At 39.5% G+C, this 24,287-nt stretch carries 21 protein-coding genes; 6 read left to right on the forward strand and 15 right to left on the reverse strand.

Annotated features, from left to right (window positions below):
* The first annotated feature begins 41 nt into the window (after positions 1–41).
* On the forward strand, positions 42–1,829 hold the full coding sequence (locus tag EHW67_RS12935; RefSeq protein WP_126162811.1) for an FAD-dependent oxidoreductase: 1,788 nt from the start codon (positions 42–44) through the stop codon (positions 1,827–1,829).
* 65 nt (positions 1,830–1,894) lie between these two features.
* Complete coding sequence (locus tag EHW67_RS12940; protein ID WP_126162812.1) at positions 1,895–3,004, forward strand: hypothetical protein; 1,110 nt, start codon at positions 1,895–1,897, stop codon at positions 3,002–3,004.
* Between the two features lie 324 nt (positions 3,005–3,328).
* On the opposite strand, the gene EHW67_RS12945 is transcribed toward EHW67_RS12940, so the two are convergent.
* The 9 genes from EHW67_RS12945 to EHW67_RS12985 all read right to left on the reverse strand — a co-directional run bounded on the left by EHW67_RS12945 (position 3,329) and on the right by EHW67_RS12985 (position 10,515).
* Complete coding sequence (locus EHW67_RS12945; RefSeq protein WP_126162813.1) at positions 3,329–4,510, reverse strand: DUF1624 domain-containing protein; 1,182 nt, start codon at positions 4,508–4,510, stop codon at positions 3,329–3,331.
* A 79-nt stretch (positions 4,511–4,589) separates the two neighbouring features.
* On the reverse strand, positions 4,590–5,627 hold the full coding sequence (locus EHW67_RS12950) for a methyltransferase (RefSeq protein ID WP_126162814.1): 1,038 nt from the start codon (positions 5,625–5,627) through the stop codon (positions 4,590–4,592).
* A gap of 18 nt (positions 5,628–5,645) precedes the next feature.
* Positions 5,646–6,185 (reverse strand): acyl-CoA thioesterase, encoded by a 540-nt coding sequence (locus tag EHW67_RS12955; RefSeq protein WP_126162815.1) that lies wholly within the window; start codon positions 6,183–6,185, stop codon positions 5,646–5,648.
* A 138-nt stretch (positions 6,186–6,323) separates the two neighbouring features.
* A complete protein-coding gene (locus EHW67_RS12960; protein ID WP_126162816.1) occupies positions 6,324–6,593 on the reverse strand; it encodes a hypothetical protein in 270 nt (89 codons plus the stop codon).
* A gap of 410 nt (positions 6,594–7,003) precedes the next feature.
* Positions 7,004–7,513 (reverse strand): RidA family protein, encoded by a 510-nt coding sequence (locus tag EHW67_RS12965; protein ID WP_126162817.1) that lies wholly within the window; start codon positions 7,511–7,513, stop codon positions 7,004–7,006.
* Positions 7,514–7,538: 25 nt separating this feature from the next.
* A complete protein-coding gene (locus EHW67_RS12970) occupies positions 7,539–8,459 on the reverse strand; it encodes an ester cyclase (RefSeq protein WP_126162818.1) in 921 nt (306 codons plus the stop codon).
* A gap of 60 nt (positions 8,460–8,519) precedes the next feature.
* Complete coding sequence (locus EHW67_RS12975; RefSeq protein WP_126162819.1) at positions 8,520–8,954, reverse strand: hypothetical protein; 435 nt, start codon at positions 8,952–8,954, stop codon at positions 8,520–8,522.
* A gap of 175 nt (positions 8,955–9,129) precedes the next feature.
* Positions 9,130–9,897 (reverse strand): hypothetical protein, encoded by a 768-nt coding sequence (locus tag EHW67_RS12980; protein WP_126162820.1) that lies wholly within the window; start codon positions 9,895–9,897, stop codon positions 9,130–9,132.
* A 60-nt stretch (positions 9,898–9,957) separates the two neighbouring features.
* Positions 9,958–10,515: an ester cyclase gene (locus tag EHW67_RS12985; RefSeq protein WP_126162821.1), complete on the reverse strand. Its 558-nt coding sequence runs from the start codon at positions 10,513–10,515 to the stop codon at positions 9,958–9,960.
* Positions 10,516–10,624: 109 nt separating this feature from the next.
* Between EHW67_RS12985 and EHW67_RS12990 the strand changes: the two genes are divergently transcribed.
* The 3 genes from EHW67_RS12990 to EHW67_RS13000 all read left to right on the forward strand — a co-directional run bounded on the left by EHW67_RS12990 (position 10,625) and on the right by EHW67_RS13000 (position 14,361).
* Complete coding sequence (locus EHW67_RS12990) at positions 10,625–12,637, forward strand: tetratricopeptide repeat-containing sensor histidine kinase (RefSeq protein WP_238389924.1); 2,013 nt, start codon at positions 10,625–10,627, stop codon at positions 12,635–12,637.
* Between the two features lie 2 nt (positions 12,638–12,639).
* Positions 12,640–13,374 (forward strand): LytR/AlgR family response regulator transcription factor, encoded by a 735-nt coding sequence (locus EHW67_RS12995; RefSeq protein ID WP_126162822.1) that lies wholly within the window; start codon positions 12,640–12,642, stop codon positions 13,372–13,374.
* 198 nt (positions 13,375–13,572) lie between these two features.
* Positions 13,573–14,361: a hypothetical protein gene (locus tag EHW67_RS13000; protein ID WP_126162823.1), complete on the forward strand. Its 789-nt coding sequence runs from the start codon at positions 13,573–13,575 to the stop codon at positions 14,359–14,361.
* Positions 14,362–14,436: 75 nt separating this feature from the next.
* Here the strand turns inward: EHW67_RS13000 and rpiA are convergent, their stop codons facing one another.
* From rpiA to EHW67_RS13030, 6 genes are all read right to left on the reverse strand, one after another.
* Entirely contained in the window at positions 14,437–15,111 is a 675-nt protein-coding gene (gene rpiA / locus EHW67_RS13005; RefSeq protein WP_126162824.1) for a ribose-5-phosphate isomerase RpiA, read from the reverse strand.
* A 38-nt stretch (positions 15,112–15,149) separates the two neighbouring features.
* Positions 15,150–15,761 (reverse strand): FMN-binding negative transcriptional regulator, encoded by a 612-nt coding sequence (locus tag EHW67_RS13010; RefSeq protein ID WP_126162825.1) that lies wholly within the window; start codon positions 15,759–15,761, stop codon positions 15,150–15,152.
* Between the two features lie 9 nt (positions 15,762–15,770).
* Positions 15,771–16,613 carry an endonuclease/exonuclease/phosphatase family protein gene (locus EHW67_RS13015; protein ID WP_126162826.1) on the reverse strand — a complete coding sequence of 281 codons (843 nt, stop codon included), beginning with the start codon at positions 16,611–16,613 and terminating at the stop codon, positions 15,771–15,773.
* A 110-nt stretch (positions 16,614–16,723) separates the two neighbouring features.
* Positions 16,724–18,004, reverse strand: a complete 1,281-nt coding sequence (locus EHW67_RS13020; protein ID WP_126162827.1) for a DEAD/DEAH box helicase — start codon at positions 18,002–18,004, stop codon at positions 16,724–16,726.
* A 70-nt stretch (positions 18,005–18,074) separates the two neighbouring features.
* The gene (locus tag EHW67_RS13025) at positions 18,075–19,631 is read right to left on the reverse strand and encodes an NAD(P)/FAD-dependent oxidoreductase (RefSeq protein WP_126162828.1); all 1,557 of its coding nucleotides are present in this window, start codon (positions 19,629–19,631) and stop codon (positions 18,075–18,077) included.
* A gap of 73 nt (positions 19,632–19,704) precedes the next feature.
* Complete coding sequence (locus EHW67_RS13030; protein ID WP_126162829.1) at positions 19,705–20,571, reverse strand: AraC family transcriptional regulator; 867 nt, start codon at positions 20,569–20,571, stop codon at positions 19,705–19,707.
* A 196-nt stretch (positions 20,572–20,767) separates the two neighbouring features.
* Between EHW67_RS13030 and EHW67_RS13035 the strand changes: the two genes are divergently transcribed.
* Positions 20,768–24,274 carry a PVC-type heme-binding CxxCH protein gene (locus EHW67_RS13035; RefSeq protein WP_126162830.1) on the forward strand — a complete coding sequence of 1,169 codons (3,507 nt, stop codon included), beginning with the start codon at positions 20,768–20,770 and terminating at the stop codon, positions 24,272–24,274.
* The last annotated feature ends 13 nt before the right edge of the window (positions 24,275–24,287 follow it).

Genomic DNA, 24,287 nt, shown 5'->3' on the forward strand with positions numbered 1-24,287 from the left:
AATTTAATGAAGGTTCCAATGGAATTTTAAAAATAATTAATATGAAATTAATAGTATTGACATTTAGTTTGCTTTGTATCAATTTAGCGGTATCCCAAGACATGTTGATTGAAGCGGAAGGTTTTGAGGATAAAGGAGGTTGGGTAGTAGACCCTCAATTTGTTGAGCAAATGGGATCTCCCTATTTGTTGGCCCATGGAATGGGAGTTCCTGTAGAAAACGCAAAAACCCGGGTCATTTTTAACAAAGATGGAGAATATAAGGTTTGGGTGCGTACCAAAAATTGGGTGCCCGGAAATTGGGAGCCACCTGGGAAATTTCAATTAAAAATAAATAATAAGGTATTGCAGAGTATCCTTGGTCAGCGCTCTGGATGGGGATGGGAATTGGCAGGAACGGTTTCAATCAGAAAGAAAAAAAATAGCGTAGAACTAGTGGATCTAACAGGTTTTAACGGGCGGATAGATGCAATTTATTTTACTACCTCAGATGCAGAGCCGCCTTCATCCATGAAAAAGTTGGCTACTTGGAGGAAAACAGTTACCCAAGAGCCTTTGGCTCCTAATATTACCAAGAAATTTGATCTAGTAGTAGTTGGAGGTGGTATAGCCGGATGTGCAGCATCCATTGCCGCGGCCGAACAAGGTCTCAATGTAGCCCTGATACACGATCGCCCCGTTTTGGGAGGTAATGCCAGTAGTGAAATTAGGGTGCATACCTTGGGAATATATGGCCATTTTGAAAGGATTCTAAAGAAACTGGACACGGAACATTACCCTAATGGATCGCCTGAGGCATATAAGGATCAAGAGAAAAGGGATAATAATGTGAAAAGTTATAAAAATATTTCGCTTTTTCTTAATTGGAGGGCGTATGATGCAAAAGCCATAGAGAATAGAATAAATTATGTAGATGCGCGCCAAACTGCAAGTGGGGAAAGAATACGCTTTGAAGCCCCCTTGTTTATCGATTCAACGGGAGATGGATGGATAGGATATTGGGCAGGTGCCGAATTTACCTATGGGAGGGAAAGTGTGGACAAATACGGAGAGCATTGGGAGGAACACGGGGAGTTATGGAGCCCTAAACAACCAGATAATGCCGTAATGGGATCATCGGTACTTTGGCGGTCCTACGAGGCAGAAGGAAACGAAAACTTTCCAGAAGTACCATGGGCCATGCCAGTGGCAAGGGATTATGCAAAGGTCAAAGGGGAATGGCAATGGGAATTTAGTAGAAATGACCTAAATCAAATAGATGATGCAGAGGAAATTCGCGATCATATGCTCCGGGCCATTTATGGCTCTTTTGCGAATGCCAAAAAACAAGCTGAAAACGCCAATCGAAAATTAGAGTGGGTATCTTATTTGGTAGGTAAACGCGAATCCCGCAGATTGGTAGGGGACTACATTTTTACCTTGAACGATGCCAAATCCGGAGAGAAATTTCACGATGCCGTTGTGATGGAAACCAGAGAAGTAGATGTTCATTACCAAACAGTTTTAGAGGATGAGAAAAATCCTGATTTTATTTCCGAAGCCCTTTTTTATAAGACACCTAAATACTACATTCCTTACAGGAGCCTATACTCTAAAAATATTAGTAATTTGTTTATGGCCGGTAGAAATTTTAGCACCTCCCATGTAGGTCTAGGAGGGCCTAGGGTAATGCGAACCACTGGACAAATGGGTGCGGCAGTAGGTTTTGCAGCCTCGCTATGTAAGAAGTACGAGGTAGATCCTAGGGATATCTACACCGGGTATTTGGACGAGTATTTGACACTTATTGAAAATCAAAAGTATACCCCTATCCCTGATTCCAAACAATAATAAGCTATACCCAACATCTATTTTATGGCCCAATTATTCAAATTTAGAGCTGAAGCATGATAAAAATGAAAATTGTCATAATGCTATTTGTTGGATTGGGCCTTTGGTGGTCAGAAATTGGGATCTTGCCAAGGGTAGTAAATTCCCAGGACGAAACCTTGGATAAAAGGCCTGATTATTTTGCGATGGAATGGGAAGAGGGAACACTATTGACCAAAAAGCAAACGCCTTTCTTTATTGAAGTGGAGACCATGGGAAATCAAAGCATAAGCCTGCTTACGGATGAAAATAATAGGCCAAGGCTTTATACCGCTGATATAGTTACACCGGTCTGTGCGGATGGCGAATGTAGATTAATGTACCTAACCCTATATTGGAATTTGTTAGGGGGCTATGTAGGATTTGACAAGGTAGAGGGACAAGAGCTTACAAAGCATGATCACGAGGAATTTACTGATCCGGATTACGAAAAATTGCACCAATTGTTGTTGGACGACAACTCTATCTTAAAACGAAAAAAAATTGATGAGCTAGTAGAAAGACCAGCAACTTCGGAAGCGGATGGTGTGGATGCCACATCTGGAGCTACCATTGCAGAGGTTAAGGAGTCCGTAGTAGATGGGGCTCTTTATTCCTGCTTTGTGGCTTGGAATATTGCACATGGTGAAGTTAAGCGAGAACTGTTGGATAATACCGCCGGATTGTTCAACTTGGAGATGAAGCATTATATGCTAAACAGTAATGATGTGGATTATCAAATGTATGCCTTGAAGTCTTTTGAGGAAGGCGATTTTATAGCCTTTAAAGAGCGGATTGTAGAAATGTTCAGGGAAAGTATCCCCTTAATACGGACGTATATAGTACAAAACCTGCCAGAACTATTTTGGCGTTCCGACAGCCTACAAATTCCATTTTGGGAAAGTTTTGATGCTATAGACATCAATAATCGAAGTTTGTTACTAAATCACCTTGAAACCGCTCCCAAGGAAGTATTGTTGTCATTGAGTGCCAATATGGGGCTAATGACCAAGAATCAATTAAAAACCTATCTCATGGGGGTCGAGGATTTGGTTAAAGAAAATTCCTTGCTCGCTAAGGAACTAGATAGCTTTGCCCATTCAAAGAGCAATACATACGCTTATATCGTAGAGGAATTTTTAGAAGATTTGGAATAAGTGGTTGCACTTTATACACTATTAAACTGATAATATTAAATTTAAATGAATTAAATGATTTCCTTCTTGTTATCTATAGCAGCATTGGTATTGGGTAAATCTATTTCGAGCAATTTTTATTACTATTGTAGGCAGTGCTTATATGCTTTTCTCCCTGGACGTCTTTAACTTGCCGCAAGGGATCTCTTATCCGGAGTGTGCACAAATTATTTTAGGGGCCACCATAATGTTTTGGATCTATACAACCCAAAAGAAAAAAGTAATTGTTGAGGTTTGAGGAGAAAATAGATCTTTGATTAATATAAAATAGTGGATACATTATTATTATAAATAACTCAACCACCATTTATCTTTATTATTAAGCTTGTAGATCATATACTTCCTGCACAAAGGGTATAGCGCAGCTACTATCCCTATCCAAACCATATAGGTGATCCAAAGGGGATATCCATAAGTGGCCAATTTTTCGTTCATAAATACATCGGCGGTCAATATCATATCTTTCCAGTTCCCCCCAAAAATTAGGATTCCAATAATTGCAGCTATATGGATTACCAATACGTGGAGGAAATAATAGAAAAAGGGAACTCTGCCAAAAATCAAAAAGAAATCGGTAATCCCATTTTTTATATTTTCAATGGTATAAAGGAAAAGTAGGGCCGGCCCAATAGTAATAAGAACAAAAGCCAAGGAAGGAGGGTACTTGGTAACGTTAAAGAAGGAAATAATTGTTTTGGTATTGGTTTGCTGAACAGCCCAGGGCACCAAATCCCCATAGACATTTAACCCCCTGACTACCAAGAATAGCACCAAGGCTCCCAATCCCATACGCAACAACCATGTTCTTCTTAATTTTGCGTCAATGTCTTTTACATATAGCTGCCCCAAACAATAACCCAAGGCCATTAGTCCTATCCAAGGGATAACAGGATAGTGGAACAATATCATTTTATTGGGACCCAGAACCACGACTTGATTCTGATGTAATAGGTACCAGACAATGGCTTCAGGACTATTTCCTTGCATTACCGTTCCGTCCAGAAGGTTGTGCCCGGCAATTATAATAAAGCCCAAGGCTAGAATCAATTTATCGGGCAGATAGATTAGAAACGACAAACAAATCATACTAAATCCTATGGCCCAGATAACTTGGAGTATTGGAAAACTATAGTTTAGGTCAAAGGTCCATATTAGGTTGTTGACCACAACTTCCATAAAAATCAACCAAATACCTCTTGTAAGCAAAAACTTGGAGAGTTGTGATTTTGATTTTTTCCTTCCGTAAAGGAAGGCAGAAGTACCAGCAAGAAAAACAAATACAGGGGCACAATAGTGAGTAATAAAGCGTGTAAAAAACAATATGGGCGTTGTGGTCGCCACATCGGTTGGGTCAATAAAAAAGGAGCCATAGTTAAAGTAATCCCTAACATGGTCCAGGGCCATGATGACCATGACCAGGCCCCTTAAAATGTCAATGGATTCTATTCGGTTGGTTTTAGGTTGCATAGATTTATATTTATGTAAGTTTTTGAAAGATAGTTATAATGGGGTGTCTTTCGCAAAACATTACCAATGTTCCGATATATTATTTAAAGGCAATTGCTGCACTGGTATAGCCTTTTAAAGGGATCAAGGATGTTGATTTAAATCCGATTTCCTTCACCATATTATCAAAATCCAAAAAAGAGAAATCATACCCCTCGGTGGTTTCAATGAGCATATTCAAGGACATCAGAAGCCCAAATGCATTCTTGCGTCGATCGTTGTCAATAATATTTTCGATGACGACCAAAGCACCTCCTGTAGGCAGGGAATTATAGGCTTTTTTGATAAGTAATTTTTTATCCTTGGCTCCCCAATCATGTAAAATGTTGCCCATGGTGATTACATCCGATTTTGGGAAATCATCGGTAAAAAAATCTCCGGATTTAATGTCCACTTTGTTCCCTAGTCCCATATTACGGATGTTTTCTTTGGCAATGGGTTCTACCTCTGGTAAATCCAATGAGGTACAATGCATATTTACATTGTTTAAGGCTACCTGGGCGGCCAAAAATCCGCCCGCTCCACCAATGTCACATAAGGTTGTATAACTGGAAAAATCGAACTCTTTTGCAAAGGCAATGAAATTGCCCATTTGTATCCCGGCCATGGCGCCTACAAATTCCCTAAGTTTATTTGGATCTGCATAAACGGCCTCAAAAATTGGCTTCCCACCATTTTTTGTTTCGTTTTGCGGCAATCCCGTCTTCAGGGCAACCTCCAAATTATTCCAAAATGGGTATAATCGGTTGTTGCACATTTCCAACATACCGCCCATATAACTAGGTTTGTTCTTATCCAGGAAGAAATCGGTATCCTCAGAATTGCTATATATGGCCTTTTCCTTAATTCCCTTTCGTTTTAAAAAACCCATGGCTACCAATGCGTCCAAAAAATCGTACAGACTTCGGGTGTGCAAGCCTAACCTAGACTGGATTTCCTTTCCAGATAATTGCCTTTTGGCCAAAATGGTGAAAAGTTCCATATTGGTGGCTGTGAGCAAGGTTTTTGTGGCAAAAAATCCCGTGCCAACCTCCATGATCTTTGAAGGGTCTACTGTTGTCTGTGTTGCCGTTTTCATTGTTGATAGCTTTTTAGTTTATTGAATCCTTGTTCCTCTTAAAAGATCATAATCGCTATTAAATAGATCATGTATCTCTTTAGGTACTTTCATTTCTACTATGTTGACCCCACAGTTCTTGAGTATCGTTTTTAAATCCTGGGCCTTTTTATTCTTCCAAAAAGCAGCTTTGGTATAGCCAATAGCACAGACTTCATTATGCTGTTCAAAAACCTGACTGTGGTATACCCATTTGTTGTCCCAACCTTCCATAACAAGGGTGATTTTGAAGGTAGTCCACATTTTTATTGGCCTTTTGTAGATTATTTTTTGGGAACCTAAAACGGGATATATTCCTTTTTTAACCGTATTGGCAAATAGTTTTGAACGGAACATTTTTTCAAATCGAATAAAGTCCATATAATATGCATATTTTGCATTGGACATATACCTGAAAGTATCACAATCCAATAAGCTAACCCTTCGATTTCTACTTTGGTCCGATATCAGATCTACATCCTTCCACAATAATTTTGAGCAAACAAAAATGTAGAGCAAGTGCAACCAGTAGTAAACCATAAATAATATTTCTGTTATTTCTAATAATTTTAATACTTACATTTTAAGTATTATATATGCTAATACCTGAAATGTCAATTGAATGGAATTTAATATTTGACATTTTTCAACCTTGGAAATTCCGGCAATATCATTCTTTTAAAGGGATACTTCCAGGGATATTGTTATTGGTTCCAAAACGGTATGGCGCTCTTTAATTTCTTTGTTCTTGGGGTCGTTGATAATGGCTCCTAACTTATCCAGATCGGCATCTTTAAAAACCAATACCACTGAATTGGGGTCATTGGTGTCCTGGAAGGTCTTAAAACTGGATACTACAGGGGAAAACAATTTAACACGGTCCTGATGTCCTTTTAACCAAGTGTCAATATTTCCTACTTTGTGACGGGTAACAATGGATTGTTTCATTTTAATTATTATTTAAGATTATTCTTGACAGATTTTGTTCTCCATACTTTTAAGGAGAACTTTTTAATTCTTGGAATACTAAATAATTCAAACTAAATAATATTCAATCTCGCCTACCTTTATTGTTACACCGCCTTTGGCAAATATTAGTTAGGTAGGCTGCAGTGGCTTGTCCTTCCAATGACGTCATTGTAGCTTTTATCCTTTTTGAATTTGAAAACCTAAATTCAGCCAAACGGCAATAGGCAGTCTTCCCATTTTTGGGAGCATTTTTAAATTAGCCCAATTGAGCAATTCCCTTCATATAGGAAGACTTGCGTAAATGGGGCGACTCTTTTTCCTTCAAAGGTCGTTAACTGTGTTCCGTGACCTAATTACATGATTAATTTGATCATCAATGTATCTTTGTATTATTCCACTTTATGTACTTCCAATTCTATTTCGATCATAAATTCAGGAAGAGCTAATTCTTTGACGCCTAGCCATGATCCTGTTGGGAACTGATTTTTATAGATCTCATTTCTGTAGGCCGCAACTTCCAAAAACCCGGACATATTGGTAGTGAACACATTTTCTACTACCACATCATTAAAGGTGCATCCATAATGTTGTAAAACTTTTTCTAGATCAGAATAGCAATTTTTCATTTGCTGTTCCATGTCGTCTATGGCCGTGGGATTCCCTTCGTCATCCATACTTACAGCCCCAGAAACCCTAATAATATTACCAATCCTAACGGCATGTGAATAGCCATAGGCTTTTTCAACCTCCGGACGTAGTAGAAAATATTCAGGAGCTTCCTTTTCAATGGCAATTTCTGATTGCTCTGTATCTTCATTGATTGTTTTCTCTTTACAACCTAGGCTTATTGCAAGAATAAGTATCAAGATTCCCATTGTTAATTTGCTTTTTATCTTCATGTTGGTATTAAGGTTTTGGTTATAATTAATTAGGGGCAGGCATGGAATATCCCAGTTGGGTAAAGACTGCCATATTATCATAAAAGGCATCTTCTTTAGCCCCTTTTCCTTCCTTATTAAAGGTCCAAACACTAAAACCGTGTGTCTCAATTTTTTTATTGGTGGGCGCATTACCCATGAAATCTTTGGTGTTGGTGCCGGTACATGACCAATTCATGTAAGCCTTATTGCCCTTAATGACGGTCTTGTCCAAGTTCACCTTAAAATCAGGAAAGGCGCCATGGTAGATGTCTATAAAATCACCATAGTCCGATGGCTTATTTGCCATGATGGTCCCATTATCCGTCCTAACAATATTGTTCGCCAAATTGGCATACATTAAGTCTTTGTCATTGGTATTCCAAGCTTTTATGATATTGTCAATTGTTGCTTGAATTTGTTTTTCATCGGCAGACATACTGTTTTTCATCTCCATCTCCTGAAGCGCCAAAACAACTTCAGTTGGGTCCCACATCCCAACCTCCCTGACAATCTTTCCATCAATAAATTGGTAGGTGAGGTGTATGGGAATGTCTATCACTTGATCATTGGCAGACAGTGTACCCCTCCAATCTAGCCAACAATTTACCCAAGTCTCCCCTTTATCTGTAACTACCATTTCATATTCTTGGTCTTGGTCTAGAAAACCTCTTTCAGAATAATTTTTATCCATTTCCTTGTGATAGGCAATGGTTTCTTCGGGAGATAATGGGTTGTCCTTGGTATTGTAATATGTTTTAGAGGTATCTGTATAGAAACTGGTGTCGTAGGTTTGGTTGTTGTAGTTTCCTATAAGTTGTTTCACGGTAGTAATTTGTGGAGACTGTTGGCTGTACCGTTGCGGTGTTTTTTCCTGGCAACCCGTTATTAAGGCTATTGTAAGTCCAATAAAAATCAATTTTTTCATGATATTTTAGGATTTTAGGGCCAGACGGGCCGTATTGAGCCGATCTGGTCTGGATTTGATTTATTTTTTGGTCAATTCTGGGTTTTCTTGATATATTTCATCAGAATGGGTAACCACATATTTGTTCCAAGACTGAAAAAAGGCCTTGCGCTCCTCTTCATCTGGCCATGCAGTTTTCATCAGTTCATTTTGCATGTTTGCAGCTGCGTCAATATCATTCCAAGAGGCATGCTCACTAATAACAACTAAATCCCGTAAATCTGATCCAGATATATGATGTAGTACCCTTTCACTAATAATCTTATCGTTCTTAAATGTGATTTTTTCAGAGAATTCCTTTAAAAGGTCATTCAGTTCAGCTCTTGTTCCATTTTCGGGAATATTAAGTTTCCAAGTGGTAACTGTAAAATAATTGCCTTCTTGTGCATAACCTGCTAGCGGAATAAACAGGGCCATGACTAATAGTGACCCGATGATTGATTTCATTGTTTTCATAATGTTTGATTTAAGTGTTGCTACTTTCTTTTATAATATTTAAAAAAACAGGCAGGGGTGAAAACAGTTATGGTTTGGTCTATTTCCCAAATAGGGTTGCTAATTCAAATAGAAAATTTTAAAACTGGATTCACTTTTTTAAGATTTCTGAAACCTAGCCTACCTGTTAATAAATTTAATTTGATGGGCTATAGGCTAGGTCCGGATGCATGCTTCCAGAAGCAGTTTCGTATTTTAGCACATAACTAAAGATCTCTCCAAATAATTTTTCCCCTGCTTCGCCCAATAAGATTTCATTTTCTTTGGACTTTTTGGCATAGTCTTCGGCATCAACGGCTGAAACTACGGCCAAATAATAATCTCCCATGGAGCCAAATCCGTTATGATATATTCGGTAATATTCCTTGGATCCCTTTTCGGCATACATGGCCTTAAGTTCTTTGAGCTTCCCTTTAAGATTTTGGATATTGTTTGGCGTAACATGTAAAAAATGCCATTTCCTATAATTCTGACCTTCGGTGGTTGTACTTATTCCTTCGGGCATATAAGTAAGTTCCTTATTTAAATAAATGATATAGTCTCCATGTTTATCATAACAGTCGTTATATCGTTTAAACAAATCCCTAAAAGCTTCCTCTCCCATTTTTTCTGCCAAAGGAGCCATGACATTCTTATCCAGTTCAGCCATATTTTCTATGGGTGAAATGTTAAAATAACGTCCGGTGTTCGTTGAGGCTACCTGCCAGCTGACCCCCTCTAGGTTATGTTCTTTGCAAGCATTGGTAAAATCTTTGGCAACCTCTTCGTATGCTTGTACCATAGAAGGCTTTACTTGATCTTCATGCACGTAAAAGGCTTGATTTTTTTCACTTTGGGCAACAGAAATGCTCAAGCCCAATATGGAAGTTAATGTTATCAACAGGTGTTTTCGCAGAGTTCTCATAGTCTTTATTATTTATTGGTTTAAATTATTCTTGTTTTTTAAGTTAGCTTTAATGAGTTGTCATTTAAGATTGGGGGTTGTTAGGGAGTACCCCAATTGCTGTAAAAATTCCAGTTCATTATAAAAAATATCCTCCTGGTAGAGTTGGCCTTGTTTATTAAAATATAGATGGGAAAATCCATTGATTTTAATTTTTTTGCCAGTGGCCGCAACATCCCCGAACAGCCCTGTATGGGTGCCGCTAAAAACCCAGTTTATATAACCTTGGCTATCACAAATAATACTATGGCTTACGGCTATATGATAATCGGGAAATCCTGTAAAATATAGATTTAACCTAGCTTTTAGTTCGGATTTATTGGTGACCACTGGGATTCCGTTCATATTTCTCACATAATTATCGGTAACAAGCATATTTAGTGTGTCAGGATTTTTGATACTTAAATAGGCATCAATAGAAGCCTTTAAATTGGGGTTCCCATTGATCATAGCGGGAGTTTTATTTTTTGGCGAGGAGGAATTACCTATAGATCTTGGATTGTTGTTGCATGAAACCCAGCATAGCACTATAAGCAATAAAGGTATATGAGGCATTTTCATAACTTTCAATTGTTCCATAATATCAAGGCTTTACTAAGTAATTGGTTTTGAAAGGAATATTCAATTAACAGTGGATGAGTTATACTATTTATTGTCCCAGTATGCAGTTTTATTTAGCCAGCGGTAAATGGAAATAATATTTGTATCTTTAAAGGCCCCCAGTTTTTTAAGTATACCAAGACAAAAAATGGGTAAACCGGTCAACATAGTATTTTTTATCACTTTCTTTTATGGTGCGTACTTATATGGTCAGTTGATAGATTACAATTCAGATACACCTTACTTAAAAGTTTTTGTGGATACGGATAATTTTGGGAGCTCTTATTTGGATACTCTAGAGGAGGCCTATAACAGTGCCCCTAATGATACCCTTCAGTTTTCTTTATTAAATGATCTTGCTTATTATTGGCATACGCGTAATTTGACCAAGGCATTGAATTTTACATTGGAGGGTTTGGAACGTTGTACAAAAAAAGACAACCAACTTTGGCATGGCCGATTCCAGATTACCCAAGGAGCCATTTTATTGAGAATGGAAAAGTTGGATTGGGCGGAAGCAGTACTACAAGAAGCCAAAAGTAAGGTTCTCCCTAGCGACCTAGCGTTTTTGAACACCCAATTGGGGTACGTATATGAACGTAGGGGAGAATTGGACAAGGCGGCCGATTATGCCTTGGAATCACTAAAATTGGGACAGGAACTAAACGATAAAAAGGCTATAGGCTTGGCGTATAGTGACCTAAGTAATATTTTTTGGAAGCAGGCCAAGTATAACAAAGGGCTCGAATACGGAATCAAATCTCTTGTTGAATTTGAAAAACGCGGAATAACTGATCTGGATTATGATTTTACCTTGTACGTAGTGGGCAACAACTACTTACAATTGAAACGGTTTGATGAGGCCCTTAAATATTATGAACATGCTTTAGCTATAGGGGAACGCTATGGCTTTTATAATAACTTAAGTGATATTTATATTTCCTTGGCTGACCTTTACGCATATTTAAATAGGTACGAAGAAGCTGAAAATGCGAGTTTGAATGCCATAAAATATGCTGAATTGTTGGATAACAGCTTTATGTTGATGCGTTCATGGTTATCCATGGGAAAGCTTCAGCATTTGCAGGGAAAATATAAGATGGCCATAACAAGCCTTCAAAAATCAATAGCCATAGCAACCGATGATTTTGGAGATGAGTATTATTTAAGTGAGGCATACGAAACCTTGGGCAAAGCATTTGCAGGTAATCATAACTATATGGAGGCCTACAAGGCTTTTTCTGAATATGACGGATTAAAAAAAGAGATTTTTACCGCCGAATCGGATCGGAGAATAGCCTTGTTGCAGACAGAATTTGACCTTGCACAGAAAGAAGATACTATTCTTTTTCAAAAAGGAAAGATAAAAAAACAACAGAGCAACCAGATACTTACCTCAATTATTGCTGGTTTGCTGTTGTTTTTACTGCTAATGGGCATTGTGGCCATTAAAAATAATAAAAGAAAAAATGTTCAATTGCAACATCAAAATGAAGAAAAAGAGTTCCTAATTAAAGAGATACACCATAGGGTAAAGAATAATTTGGAGGTGGTTTCCAGTTTACTTTCCCTACAGGCAACACACATAGAAGATGATAAAATAAAGGACAATATGCTCCAAATCCAAAACAGGATTCAGAGTATGAGTATGATTCATCAGAACTTATACCACGGGAGTAATTTGGCCACTATAGAAATGCTGGGCTACTTTAAAAACTTGATGAATTATGTGCTTCATTCCTATGGTGCTGAACAGCGAATAGATGTGGTATATGATATGAATGAGATTCAGCTTAATGTGGATATAGCAACACCTATTGGGTTGATTGTTAATGAGTTGATAACCAATTCTTTAAAATATGCCTTTCCCAACAATACTGCAGGCGTCATCACTATAGGGTTAACTAGGAACACTTCCCATTTAGAACTAAAGGTGACCGATAATGGAATAGGTATCCAAAATGGGAAAAAATCCCATGGTTCTGGATTCGGAAGTCAGTTGGTACAACTGTTGACCAAGCAACTTGATGGTAAAATGATTTTAAACCAGAATAAAGGAACAGCAGTATCTTTTGAATTCCAACTTAATAAAGCCGCTTAGTTATGAAAAACCAAACCCGTATCCTAATTGTAGAAGATGATATGATCATAGCCGCCAACATTTCTTTGCAACTTGCCAACTTGGGTTATGAGGTAATTGGGATAGTAACTAGGGGAGAAGAAGCCATATTACACGCTACCACCAATATGCCCGATATACTTATATTGGACGTGAACCTAAAAGGAACCATAAGTGGTATTGAAGCTGCTACTGAAATACGGAAAACCCATAACATTCCTATTATCTATCTTACCGCCAATAGTGACGAAAGCACCTTTGCCAAAGCTAAGGCCACCCATCCCCATGCCTTTATTTCCAAACCCTTTAACAAGCTGGATTTGCAGCGTACCGTTGCCCTAGTGGCCGAACAACTAAAGGAAGGTCCAACGGAGAGCACTGGTAATTCAGAGAGCTTTGAGGTATTGGAAGATCGAATATTTGTTAGGCACAATGGAAAAATGGTAAAGTTGATGCTGGAAGAGATTCTGTATATAGAGGCGGATAGAAATTATAGCAATATCATAACGCCCAACGCCAATTATTTAATTAGTACTACCCTAAAACATGTGGAAACAGAACTTACAAATCCTAAATTTATTAGGGTTCACCGCTCTTATATGGTAAATATTTCAAAATTGGATGTGGTAGCCGATAGTCATCTGGAAATCAACAGAAAAGTCATCCCCATGAGTAAAACCTTTAAAGAGTACGTTTTGAAACACTTACACACTATTTAATAGGTTTACTTTTTTCTTTGGTAACTTTTTAACGTCTTACGGACATCCAACACTTTCATTCGTCCTTTCTCCTTTTTTTTAATAGTACTTATTGTTTAAAATGCCAGTGGATAAAGCTGTGTATTGTTTCGGATATATTCATCTTTTAGGAGCTACATCGCAATTCCTTTACATAGCTATTAATTTAATAAAGACATCATGAAAAAATGTATAATTTTTGTCCTACTTGTAATGATGGGCAATGTGGTGCTGGCGCAGGATAAATTGTATCTCATATTCGAATTCATGCAAGTAGACAATGAACAGGAAGCGGCCTATGCCGAAACAGAGGAGTTTTGGGAAAAAATTCAACAACAACGAATCAATAGTGGGGACATTATAGGCTGGGATCTATGGGCGCTTAGTCCAGGGGGAGAGCAGCAAGGATTTCAATTCCTGACCGTTACCTTATATAATGATCCGGTAAAGATGATGGATGGAAGTAGTTGGGCACAGTTAATGGATAGGGCCAAATCGGCATACCCCAATATGTCTGAGGCAGATCTCAATAAAAAATTAAACCACTCTTCGGTGACAAGGGATTTGGCGGTAAGGATATACGCAGAAGAAATAGCTGCGACCAAAGGGGACTTTGGTATGCCTTTGGGTACCGTTGCACAGATAGATATGATGAAGGCCGACCTATTGAACTATGAATCCTATGAAAAAGCGGAGATGGAAATATTTCAACCAATCCACCAGAAGGCAGTAGACTCAGGGAACAAAGCTAATTGGGGGTTAATACGGTTCATTTGTCCAATAGGTAGTGACACCTATGCTTCACATATGACTGTAAGTATGTTCAAGGATTATAAACAAGCCCTTAGCCAAAACATTAATTGGACGGAGGGGGCAACTCCCGAAACATCAATGGCTATGCAAGAAGGTTTAAAAATGAGGGACATGAAATATGTCTATACGGCCAATTTGATTCGCAAGGCCCGCTAAATACACGGACAGTGGCAATGGTCCAAGCTCCGGTTTCCGATACATTTTAATGTTAGATTATTGGCAATTCTTTAATTATCTACTTAGGGTTACAGTCTTGTCTCCCTTACCTACAATAATCTTATGGGCCATATCCAAAAAGAGTCCGGTTTCTACAATGCCTGGGATTTGTTTTAATTCACCCTCCAAAACCGAGAGATTGGAAACATTTAGAATATTGAGGTCTAGAATGTAGTTGCCCTCATCGGTGATGTAGTTTTTTCCATCTTTTAGTCTTACTATAGGGTGCAGGTTCATTTTATTTAGCAATCGCCCTATGTTTGCAGTGGCAAAAGGAATGGTTTCAATGGGAAGTTTAAATTCTCCCAGACGTCTTACTTCTTTTGTTGAGTCGGCAATGATGATAACCAAATTGGAATTATGGGCCAATACTTTTTCCCTTAATAAGGCTCCACCACCACCTTTAATAAGTTGCATATAGGGGTCAAATTCGTCAGTACCGTCAATATAGATATCCATACGATCTATCTTATCCAGCGTAGTTAGAGGAATTCCCATTTCGATAGCCAGTTTTTTTGTATTTTCGGAGGAGGGTACTCCAATGATCTCAAGGCCGTTTAGTACAAGTTGCTCCAATTCTTTAAGCATATAATATGCTGTGGATCCCGTTCCCAATCCAATAGTCATACCATTTTTAACGTATTTTATAGCCTCCTTGGCAGCTAATTGTTTTTCTAATTTTTGGCTCATTGGGTCTTTTTATTTATAGGATAATGATCTTGATGAACTTATTTTTTTAAGTGCTTCATGCAATGGGCAACATCTTTGGAACCATGGTTGTTGGTTTTTTCCAATTGATCTATAATTTGGGAGTGGTCTTCAGGTCTGGTTTGTGAAAGCTTATAGGTAGCCTGTATTTCAGTTATATCTATTTGAAAGCCTACAACACCAACTATTTGTTTCATAGTAGCTTCGGATAGCTTTTCTATGGACACGGGCTGTTCGGAAGATTTTTCATATTTATCCACCAATTTGCGAAGCGACTCCATGACAGCAGCCTTATCCAATATTTTTATTTTCCCATAGACATGAACGGCAATATAGTTCCAAGTAGGTACCTCCTCATCCTTGTACCAAGAGGATGATATATAGCTATGGGGGCCGTTAAATATAGCCAGGACTTCTTCATCCTCCTTAAAGTATTGCCACTGTGGATTGGCTTTTGCGATATGGCCAACCAAAATGTCCTTGCCTTGGGGGTCTACATCCAGTTCCAAAGGGATATGCGTAGCCCATGGCCTGCCATTGGTTTGGTTCACCAATATACCGAAGGCATTTTTAGCGATAAATTTCTTTACTTCCTCAAGGTTCTCATTTTTGTAATGGTCCGGGGTGTACATAGAATTAAATTAATAAGAAATGGTCATCAGCACTGGTAAGTGATCAGAAATATGTTTATTGTTCGGCATTCTATCATCAACATGGCTGTAGGACAAGACCTCAATATCTTTTACAAAGAAGTAGTCTATTCTATTTTTCATTATTCGTTCCTGATTAAATCCATTGAAGGTACCAACAGGGCCATAAAACGGTTTTATGGTTATTTCCTTGGCATCCGTTAAATTCTTTTTTAGATATTGAATAGGTGCGGTTTCCGGAGCTAAGTTTAAATCGCCCATCAATATTACCGGTAAATTGGAGGTGTTTATTTCACGGATCCTTTTATATATGAGTTGTGCAGAATTGACTCTCGCCTGCTTTCCCTTATGGTCAAAATGGGTGTTAAAGACCCAAATTTTCTTTTTGGACGCTCTATTTTCAAAAAGGGCATAGGTACAGATCCGTTCCAAGGAGGCATCCCAACCTACCGATACTTTTTCCGGTGTTTCAGATAACCAAAAGGTATTGGTTTTTAGTACCTTAAATTTTTTGGTATTGTAGAAAATTGCCGAATACTCTCCTTTTTCCTTGCCATCGTCCCGGCCAACTCCCACATAAGCATGGTCTGTAAGGGCTTTGTTTAAATAGTCTACCTGACGGTGCAAACCTTCTTGGATACCAACAATGTCCGAATCATAATGCTGGATTAATTTGGCTACATGGGGTTTACGGTCGTTCCAATTATTAATGGTATCAGCAGTATTGTCATATTTTATGTTAAAACTAACAACATTGGCTGTTTGGGACCAGCTGGTTTCCGTTGTGGCAAGAAGGCCTAATCCTATTAGAATGGCGGTGTAAAAACTTTTCATTGGATGGTTATTCATTATTAAAGAATAAATATCCTGATTTTTTTTAGAACCTATACATTTTTGGCAGATAATATCATTATCAGACCTTTGTAAAGCGGGAAAATATCCTGCTATTCTTTTTGCGATCTATTATTCCTGCTCCTATTCCTGTTTCGGTAGCTGTTTCTGCCTCCCCTATATTTAGATTGTCCTGTTCTTTGTTTCTGCCTGTTCTGCGGTTGTCTCTTTTCTTCCAATGGCACGGCTTCCGATGCATCATCTTCAAAAGGGTGGTCCTTAATAACTGGGACCTGTTGGTTTATCAGTTTTTGAATATCTTTTAAATAGGGCCTTTCTTCCACATCGCAAAAGGATAGGGCAACACCACTGGCACTGGCCCTACCTGTTCTACCTATACGGTGTACATAGGTTTCTGGTACATTGGGAAGGTCATAATTTATCACCAATGAAAGTTCTTCAACATCTATGCCCCTAGCGGCGATATCAGTAGCAATAAGCACTTTTAAGTCACCATCCTTAAACTCTCCCAAGGCTTTTTGTCTGGCATTTTGGGATTTGTTTCCGTGAATGGCATCGGCCTTGATATCGGCCTTGGCCAATTGCTTCACAATTTTATTGGCCCCGTGCTTGGTTCGGGAAAAAACAAGGACGGAATCGGTTGGATCTTTTTCCAGTAAGTGGATCAGTAATTGGGACTTGTTTTTTTTGCTAACAAAATAAATGCCCTGTTCTACCTTTTCTGCAGTAGCTTGTTGGGGCTTAATGGTAACCCGCTCAAAATCGCCCAGGATTTTTTTGGAGAGTTCCGCAATGGCAGGAGGCATGGTAGCCGAAAAAAATAGGGATTGCCTGTTACTAGGCAATTTGGCAATTATTTTCTTGATATCATGAATAAAGCCCATGTCCAACATCTGGTCGGCCTCATCCAATACGGCATATTTAACATCATTAAGAGAGATAAACCCTTGGTTCATGAGGTCTAATAAACGACCTGGGGTGGCAATAAGCACATCGACCCCTTTTTTAAGGGCGTCGGTTTGTCTTCCTTGTTTAATGCCTCCAAAAATAACGGTGTTTTTAATTCCTGTGAATCGGGAATAGGAGGTGAAATTTTCTCCTATCTGTATAGCCAACTCCCTCGTAGGCGTAACTACCAAAGTTCTAATTTTTCGTTGTCCCTTATCAGCTTCCCGGTCCAATACCAATTGCTGGATGATGGGGATGGAAAAAGCTGCAGTTTTACCGGTTCCGGTTTGGGCACAGCCCAATAAGTCCGTTCCGCGAAGCAAAATGGGAATGGATTGTTCTTGAATTGGTGTTGGATTTGTATAGCCTTCTGCCTTTAGGGCTTTTAGGATAGGTTCTATAATACCTAAGTCTTTGAATGTCATGTATTGTATAAAATAAGGCACAAAGGTAGGGCATTAGTTTGGATAAACGCTATAAATCCAAGAATACCCCCTATAATCCTGAGGTCGCGGCCTCTGCACAGCGCTCCCCGTCCATGGCGGCCGATATAATACCACCGGCATAGCCTCCTCCCTCCCCGCAGGGGAAAAGACCTTGAATTTCAGGATGTTCCAAGTTTTTATTTCTAGGGATGTTCACTGGCGCCGAGGTTCGTGATTCTACCCCTACCACATTGGCCTCGGAGGTATAGTATCCTCTCATCTTTTCACCGAAAGCAGTAAAGCCAGAACGCAGCCTACTCCCTATCAGCTTGGGCAATAGTGAATGCAAAGGAGCCGACTTAAGTCCCGGTTGATAAGAGCTGGGGTTAAGGTCATTGGAGAGTTTGCCTTCTACAAAATCTGTAAGGCGCTGTGCAGGAGCTACCTGAGAGCGGCCACCTGAGGTAAAAGCCAATCGCTCCAAGTCCTTTTGATATTCCAATCCCCTAAGTGGGCCAAAATGCTCATACTTTTTTATGTCCACATCCACAATTATCTCTACCACGATGCCCGAATTGGCAAATTGATTATTTCGCTTGGAAGGCGACATGCCATTGACAACCACCTCTCCAGGAGATGTGGCAGCAGGGACTATGAAGCCGCCTGGGCACATGCAAAATGAGTATACCCCACGGTTCTTCACCTGCTCTACCAGACTATAGGAGGCCGCAGGGAGAAGAGGGTTGCGTTCATTACGGCAATGGTATTGAATGTTATCAATAATATGTTGCGGATGTTCTACCCGTACCCCCATGGCAAATGACTTGGCTTTAAGACCAATTTTCTTTTTGTTTAGCAAGTAATAAATGTCCCTTGCAGAATGTCCAGTGGCCAGAATAACCCTGTTAACGGGCATCTCCATACCATTTTGCAGCACAATGGCCCTTAGGGTGTTCTTGGTAATCAAAAAATTGGTTACCCTGGATTTAAAATGAATCTCCCCTCCATATTTTAAAATAGTTTCCCTAATATTTTGGACCAATTTGGGCAATTTATTGGTGCCAATATGTGGGTGGGCATCTATAAGAATTTGTTCGGTAGCCCCGTGATAGACCAAATTTTCAAATATTCTTCTTACATCCCCGCGTTTTAGACTTCTGGTGTACAATTTACCGTCTGAGTAAGTGCCTGCCCCTCCTTCTCCAAAACAGTAATTGGAATCTTCGTCAACTATATGGTCCCTGTTAATAGCCTTTAAATCGCGCCTGCGTTCCTGTACATTTTTCCCCCTTTCCAAAACAATGGGCTTATACCCTAATTCAATACATCGAAGGGCAGCATACATGCCTGCAGGACCAAAACCTATTATGTGTATCTCTTGGGCATTGGATACGTCTTTATATCCAAAGTCATAGGCATTGTTCTTTGGCGGCGCTTCCTTGATATAGACAGAAACTTTATAATTAAAATATATGGTAGATTTTCTGGCGTCGATAGATTTTCGAAGTATCAAGACCTCCGTAACATCCTCAATGGGGATGCCTAAATATTTGGCCGCTTTCTTATGGAGGATATTATCTACGGACTCCTCCAATAAAGTAGTCCTGAGCTGAATGTTTCTTACCATGGGGCAAAATTACGCTAATAAATGTAAATGGCCCTCCCTAGAAATAATCCTGTTATCTATGACGGGAAAGTGGTTATATACCATACTTTTTTTTATAGGACATAGGGGTCCTTTTGGTAATAGTCTTGAATTGCTTGTTAAAATTGGAAAGGGTTTGAAAACCACTGGCATAACAAGCCTGACCTATATTCATTTTTTCTTCAATAAGTAGTTTGCAGGCATACCCGATCCTGATCTCAGTTAAAAACTCCGAAAAAGTTTTGTTGGCGTGCATTTTAAAATAACGACTAAAGGAGGTTGGGGTCATATTGGCCAAAGAGGCTACTGTTGATAGCTGTATTTTTTCCTTGAAATTCTTCATAACATAGGCATGTACATCGTTCATTCTCTCGGTGTCCCCTTGTTTCAAGGAGTTGGTGTATCCCGGACTGGCCAACAATTCGGATTCGGAAGTGTTTGCCAAGCAGTTGAGTATGTTGAATAGCTCCACAACACTGTCCATTCCTTCAAGATATAAGAGCTTTTTCATCATATTGCCCACCTTATTGGCTGTGTCCCCCAGCACATCAATTCCTCTCAAACTTCTCTGGAACAGCTGTCGCAATTTGATCATTTCAGTCTTGTGCAGTAAACCCTGGCCAATAAAATCTTCATGGAAGTATACCACAATCCCCTCGGACCATGAGTTATCTTCTACGTCCAACCCCTCATTGTCACTACGCCACATATGCGGTAAATTAGGCCCGGTAAAGGTAATATTCCCCTCCTTAAAATGTTTAACATGGTCTCCTATAAATCGGGTGCCGCTCCCCTTTAAAACCATAAACAACTGGAATTCCGGATGAAAATGCCAACTGGGATCAAAATTGGGTTGTCTGAGCAATTTGGCTACAAAGGCCTGCGACTTAGGGATAGGTGATTTTTGTAATGCCGATTTCACGTCAAAAAGGATCTGGAATTAATGATAAATAATGGACAAATAAGAGAGAGTTAAAGCTGTTATTTGTAGTAAAATGTCTTTAAATATAGTAAAAATACGAATTGAATGATATAAAACAGTCAAAAGTGGACAACAAAGAGTTCGCTTTGTGCTTTTATATTCAATAACATTGTTCAACCAAAAACTTCAGTCGGTTATGAAAACTACAAATGCTCTCTTTTTTTGTCTCTTTATCCTTATGGTAACGCTATTGGGTTGTAAGTTATCCGAGTCGAAAAAAAAAGACAATCAACCTAGAAGAATTGAGATGTTATTTCTTGGTCATGCCAATGAACACCATAATTCTAGGGCCTATATGCCTATTCTAGCTTCATCACTAACCAAAAGTGGCATAAATATCACGTATACAGAGGAGGTAGAAGATCTTAATAAAGAGACTTTAGAGAGCTATGATGGGGTTATTTTATATGCAAATTATGAAAATAGATTTCCAGAGCAGGAAAAAGCGCTAATGGAATTTGTTGCGGAGGGTCATGCGTTTATCCCTATACATTGTGCCAGTTTTTGTTTCAATGAGTCAGAAGAGTATGTAGATATGGTTGGGGGGCAGTTTATGGCCCATGGTACGGATACCTTCACGGCAGAAATAATGAACAACACCCATCCCATTATGAAAAAGGTGAAGGAGTTCACCACTTGGGACGAGACGTATGTACATGATAAAATGGCCGATGATATTACCGTTCTAATGGAAAGGGTGGTAGACGATCATCGGGAACCATGGACATGGGTTAAAAAATATGGTAAGGGCAAGGTGTTTTACACTGCCTACGGACATGATGAAAGGACCTGGAGCAAACCTGGATTTCAAAATCTTATTAAAGAGGGGATCCTTTGGGCAATAGACGAGCAGACAAAGAGGAACTGGGAAGAATTTATTAAAGATATACCAACGTTAAAATATAAGGAAATGTCCAATATCCCTAATTATGAGAAAAGGGATCCGGCACCAAAATATCAACTTCCCTTGTCACCGGAAGAATCGGAAAAATTGATCCAAGTCCCAGCGGGATTTAAGTTGGAGCTTTTTGCTTCTGAACCGGATATTATTAACCCAATAGCCATGAATTGGGATGAGAAGGGCAGGCTATGGGTTATAGAGACTGTAGATTACCCCAATACAGTAAGGGATGACAAAGGCATGGGTGATGATCGCATAAAAATTTGCGAGGACACTGATGGGGATGGTAAGGCGGATAAGTTTACCATTTTTGCGGATAAATTAAATATACCTACAAGCTTTGCCTTTGTCAATGGGGGGATCTTAGTCTCTCAGGCTCCTTATTTTTTGTTCCTAAAGGATACCAATGGGGATGATAAAGCAGATGTTAAGGAAATCGCCATGGAAGGTTGGGGTGTTTTTGATACCCATGCGGGACCTTCCAACCTTCAAATAGGAATTGACAATAATATTTATGGTGTTGTGGGCTATTCTGGTTTTGAAGGAAACATCGCTGGAGAAGATTTAAAATTTGGTCAAGGTATATATCGCTTTAACAAGAAAATGGAGCAATTTGAATTTTTGACCAATACGAGCAACAATACCTGGGGCTTGGGCATTACCGAGGATAATGCTGTTTTTGCTTCCACGGCCAATAATACCCATAGCGTATTTATGGGGATTCCCAATAGGAACTTAGCTGAGGTGGCTGGGATATCCTTTAAGGGAAGTGAAAAAATAGACGGACATTATGGTATGTTGCCCATAACCCAAAATGTAAGGCAGGTAGATGTTTTTGGAGGATTTACCGCTGCTGCAGGACACCATTTTTATACAGCCAGAACCTTTCCCAAGGAGTACTGGAATAAATATGCCTTTGTGTGCGAGCCTACCGGAGGAGTAGTACATATTGCCAATATAGAAAAGAACGGAGCTGGTTATTTGGAAAAGGATGGGGGCAATTTAATGGCCAGCTCTGATGAGTGGTTTTCCCCAGTTGAGGCTAAGGTAGGACCGGATGGCGCTGTGTGGGTACTGGATTGGTACAATTTTATTATACAACACAATCCAACCCCAAATGTGGACAGAGGGGGCTACGATGCTGTTAACGGACCTGGTAATGCCTACAAAAATCCGCTGCGAGATAGGTCTCACGGTCGGATATGGCGAATATCGCCCAAATATAGGGAGGAGGCTAAATTAATTAGTTTGGACCGGAACAAACCCCAAGAGCTGTTAGAGGCTTTAACCCACAATAATATGTTCTGGAGAATGACAGCGCAACGCTTATTGGTTGAAAATGGTAGCCAAGAGGTTGTTCCCCAACTTATTGAATTGATTGAAAATAGGAAGGTAGATGAGTTGGGACTTAATCCCGGAGCATTGCACGGGCTGTGGACCTTGGAAGGGCTTGGGGCAATTTCTTCCGACACCCAGGTCATGGAGATTGTAAAATCGGCATTGAGCCATCCCTCGGCAGCTGTACGGAAGGCAGCGATAGGGGTATTGCCAAAAAATAATACCATTGATTCCTTATTGCTCAAAACCGATATATTGGAGGATGAGGCAGCAGAGGTGCAATTGGCGGCCTTACTGTATTTTGCGGAAAGGGAACCCAGTATGGAAATAGGGAAGCGGTTATATGAGCTGAGCAATAAGAAACAATTGCTTGCAGACGAATGGTTGGCAAAGGCCCTATACGCTGCAGGAAGCAAACATCATAAAGGATTTGTAGCTGCCTACTTGGCATCCAATCCCAATTTTGGAAAAGGATCGGTTAAAGATAGCCCCAGACAGGCAATGGATTTTGATGATACCCAATGGCAGACCATGTTGCTTCCGCAGTTGATAGAAGATGCAGGTTTGCAGATGGATGGCATTATTTGGTTCCGAAAAGAGCTAACTATTCCTGCCAATCGAGTAGGAAGAAAGGGCACCCTTTCCTTGGGTCCCATAGATGATTCGGATAAGGTCTATTTAAACGGCAGGTTAATAGGGGAAACAGAGAATGATTATAAGGCCAATAGGGTGTACAGCATCCCTGCGGGAATTCTAAAGGCCGGTAAAAATTCTATTGCAGTACGGGTAGAAGATACCGGAGGCGGAGGCGGAATCTGGGGTAAAGAAGAGCAAATGGTCTTCAATTCAGGTCAGTTTAACACAACGCTGGCAGGAGAATGGAAATATGATGTGGAGCTGGACTTTTCCAGGGAGGCTAAAGATCTCTTTGCTCATAAACCATTAGGGGAGATACTGGTTGAAACCTATATCAATGAGGTGAAAGCAGGGAAAAATAATGAAGAGGATAACAACTCAGGGGCTGTGGTCGTCAACATTAAAACCATTAAAAACGAAATGAAGTTTGATTTGACCGAATTTGTTGTAGAAGCCGGACAGGCGGTTGAGCTGGTTTTTGAAAATACAGATTTTATGCAGCACAATCTGGTAGTCACTAAATTGGGCGCAAAGGAGAAAGTAGGTTTGGCTGCCGATAAATTGGCGATGGATCCCAATGGTGCAGAAAAAAACTATGTTCCGGAAATGCCCGAAGTTTTATTTGCAACGGCTATAATAAACCCTGAAGAAAAAGTTGTTCTAAAATTTAAGGCCCCAACTAAACCAGGTGATTATCCTTTTATATGTACGTTTCCTGGGCACTGGCGAATTATGCAGGGCGTAATGAAGGTAGTTAAGGTAAAATAAATAGAAGACACAG

The organism is Arenibacter aquaticus, assembly GCF_003957295.1.
Lineage (GTDB): Bacteria > Bacteroidota > Bacteroidia > Flavobacteriales > Flavobacteriaceae > Arenibacter > Arenibacter aquaticus.

Bases quoted from the DNA above. Each gene is read 5' to 3' on its own strand.
- EHW67_RS12935 (WP_126162811.1), top strand. From the start codon at position 42: ATGAAATTAATAGTATTGACATTTAGTTTGCTTTGTATCAATTTAGCG.
- EHW67_RS12940 (WP_126162812.1), top strand. From the start codon at position 1,895: ATGAAAATTGTCATAATGCTATTTGTTGGATTGGGCCTTTGGTGGTCA.
- EHW67_RS12945 (WP_126162813.1), bottom strand. From the start codon at position 4,510: ATGCAACCTAAAACCAACCGAATAGAATCCATTGACATTTTAAGGGGC.
- EHW67_RS12950 (WP_126162814.1), bottom strand. From the start codon at position 5,627: ATGAAAACGGCAACACAGACAACAGTAGACCCTTCAAAGATCATGGAG.
- EHW67_RS12955 (WP_126162815.1), bottom strand. From the start codon at position 6,185: ATGGTTTACTACTGGTTGCACTTGCTCTACATTTTTGTTTGCTCAAAA.
- EHW67_RS12960 (WP_126162816.1), bottom strand. From the start codon at position 6,593: ATGAAACAATCCATTGTTACCCGTCACAAAGTAGGAAATATTGACACT.
- EHW67_RS12965 (WP_126162817.1), bottom strand. From the start codon at position 7,513: ATGAAGATAAAAAGCAAATTAACAATGGGAATCTTGATACTTATTCTT.
- EHW67_RS12970 (WP_126162818.1), bottom strand. From the start codon at position 8,459: ATGAAAAAATTGATTTTTATTGGACTTACAATAGCCTTAATAACGGGT.
- EHW67_RS12975 (WP_126162819.1), bottom strand. From the start codon at position 8,954: ATGAAAACAATGAAATCAATCATCGGGTCACTATTAGTCATGGCCCTG.
- EHW67_RS12980 (WP_126162820.1), bottom strand. From the start codon at position 9,897: ATGAGAACTCTGCGAAAACACCTGTTGATAACATTAACTTCCATATTG.
- EHW67_RS12985 (WP_126162821.1), bottom strand. From the start codon at position 10,515: ATGGAACAATTGAAAGTTATGAAAATGCCTCATATACCTTTATTGCTT.
- EHW67_RS12990 (WP_238389924.1), top strand. From the start codon at position 10,625: ATGGAAATAATATTTGTATCTTTAAAGGCCCCCAGTTTTTTAAGTATA.
- EHW67_RS12995 (WP_126162822.1), top strand. From the start codon at position 12,640: ATGAAAAACCAAACCCGTATCCTAATTGTAGAAGATGATATGATCATA.
- EHW67_RS13000 (WP_126162823.1), top strand. From the start codon at position 13,573: ATGAAAAAATGTATAATTTTTGTCCTACTTGTAATGATGGGCAATGTG.
- rpiA (WP_126162824.1), bottom strand. From the start codon at position 15,111: ATGAGCCAAAAATTAGAAAAACAATTAGCTGCCAAGGAGGCTATAAAA.
- EHW67_RS13010 (WP_126162825.1), bottom strand. From the start codon at position 15,761: ATGTACACCCCGGACCATTACAAAAATGAGAACCTTGAGGAAGTAAAG.
- EHW67_RS13015 (WP_126162826.1), bottom strand. From the start codon at position 16,613: ATGAAAAGTTTTTACACCGCCATTCTAATAGGATTAGGCCTTCTTGCC.
- EHW67_RS13020 (WP_126162827.1), bottom strand. From the start codon at position 18,004: ATGACATTCAAAGACTTAGGTATTATAGAACCTATCCTAAAAGCCCTA.
- EHW67_RS13025 (WP_126162828.1), bottom strand. From the start codon at position 19,631: ATGGTAAGAAACATTCAGCTCAGGACTACTTTATTGGAGGAGTCCGTA.
- EHW67_RS13035 (WP_126162830.1), top strand. From the start codon at position 20,768: ATGAAAACTACAAATGCTCTCTTTTTTTGTCTCTTTATCCTTATGGTA.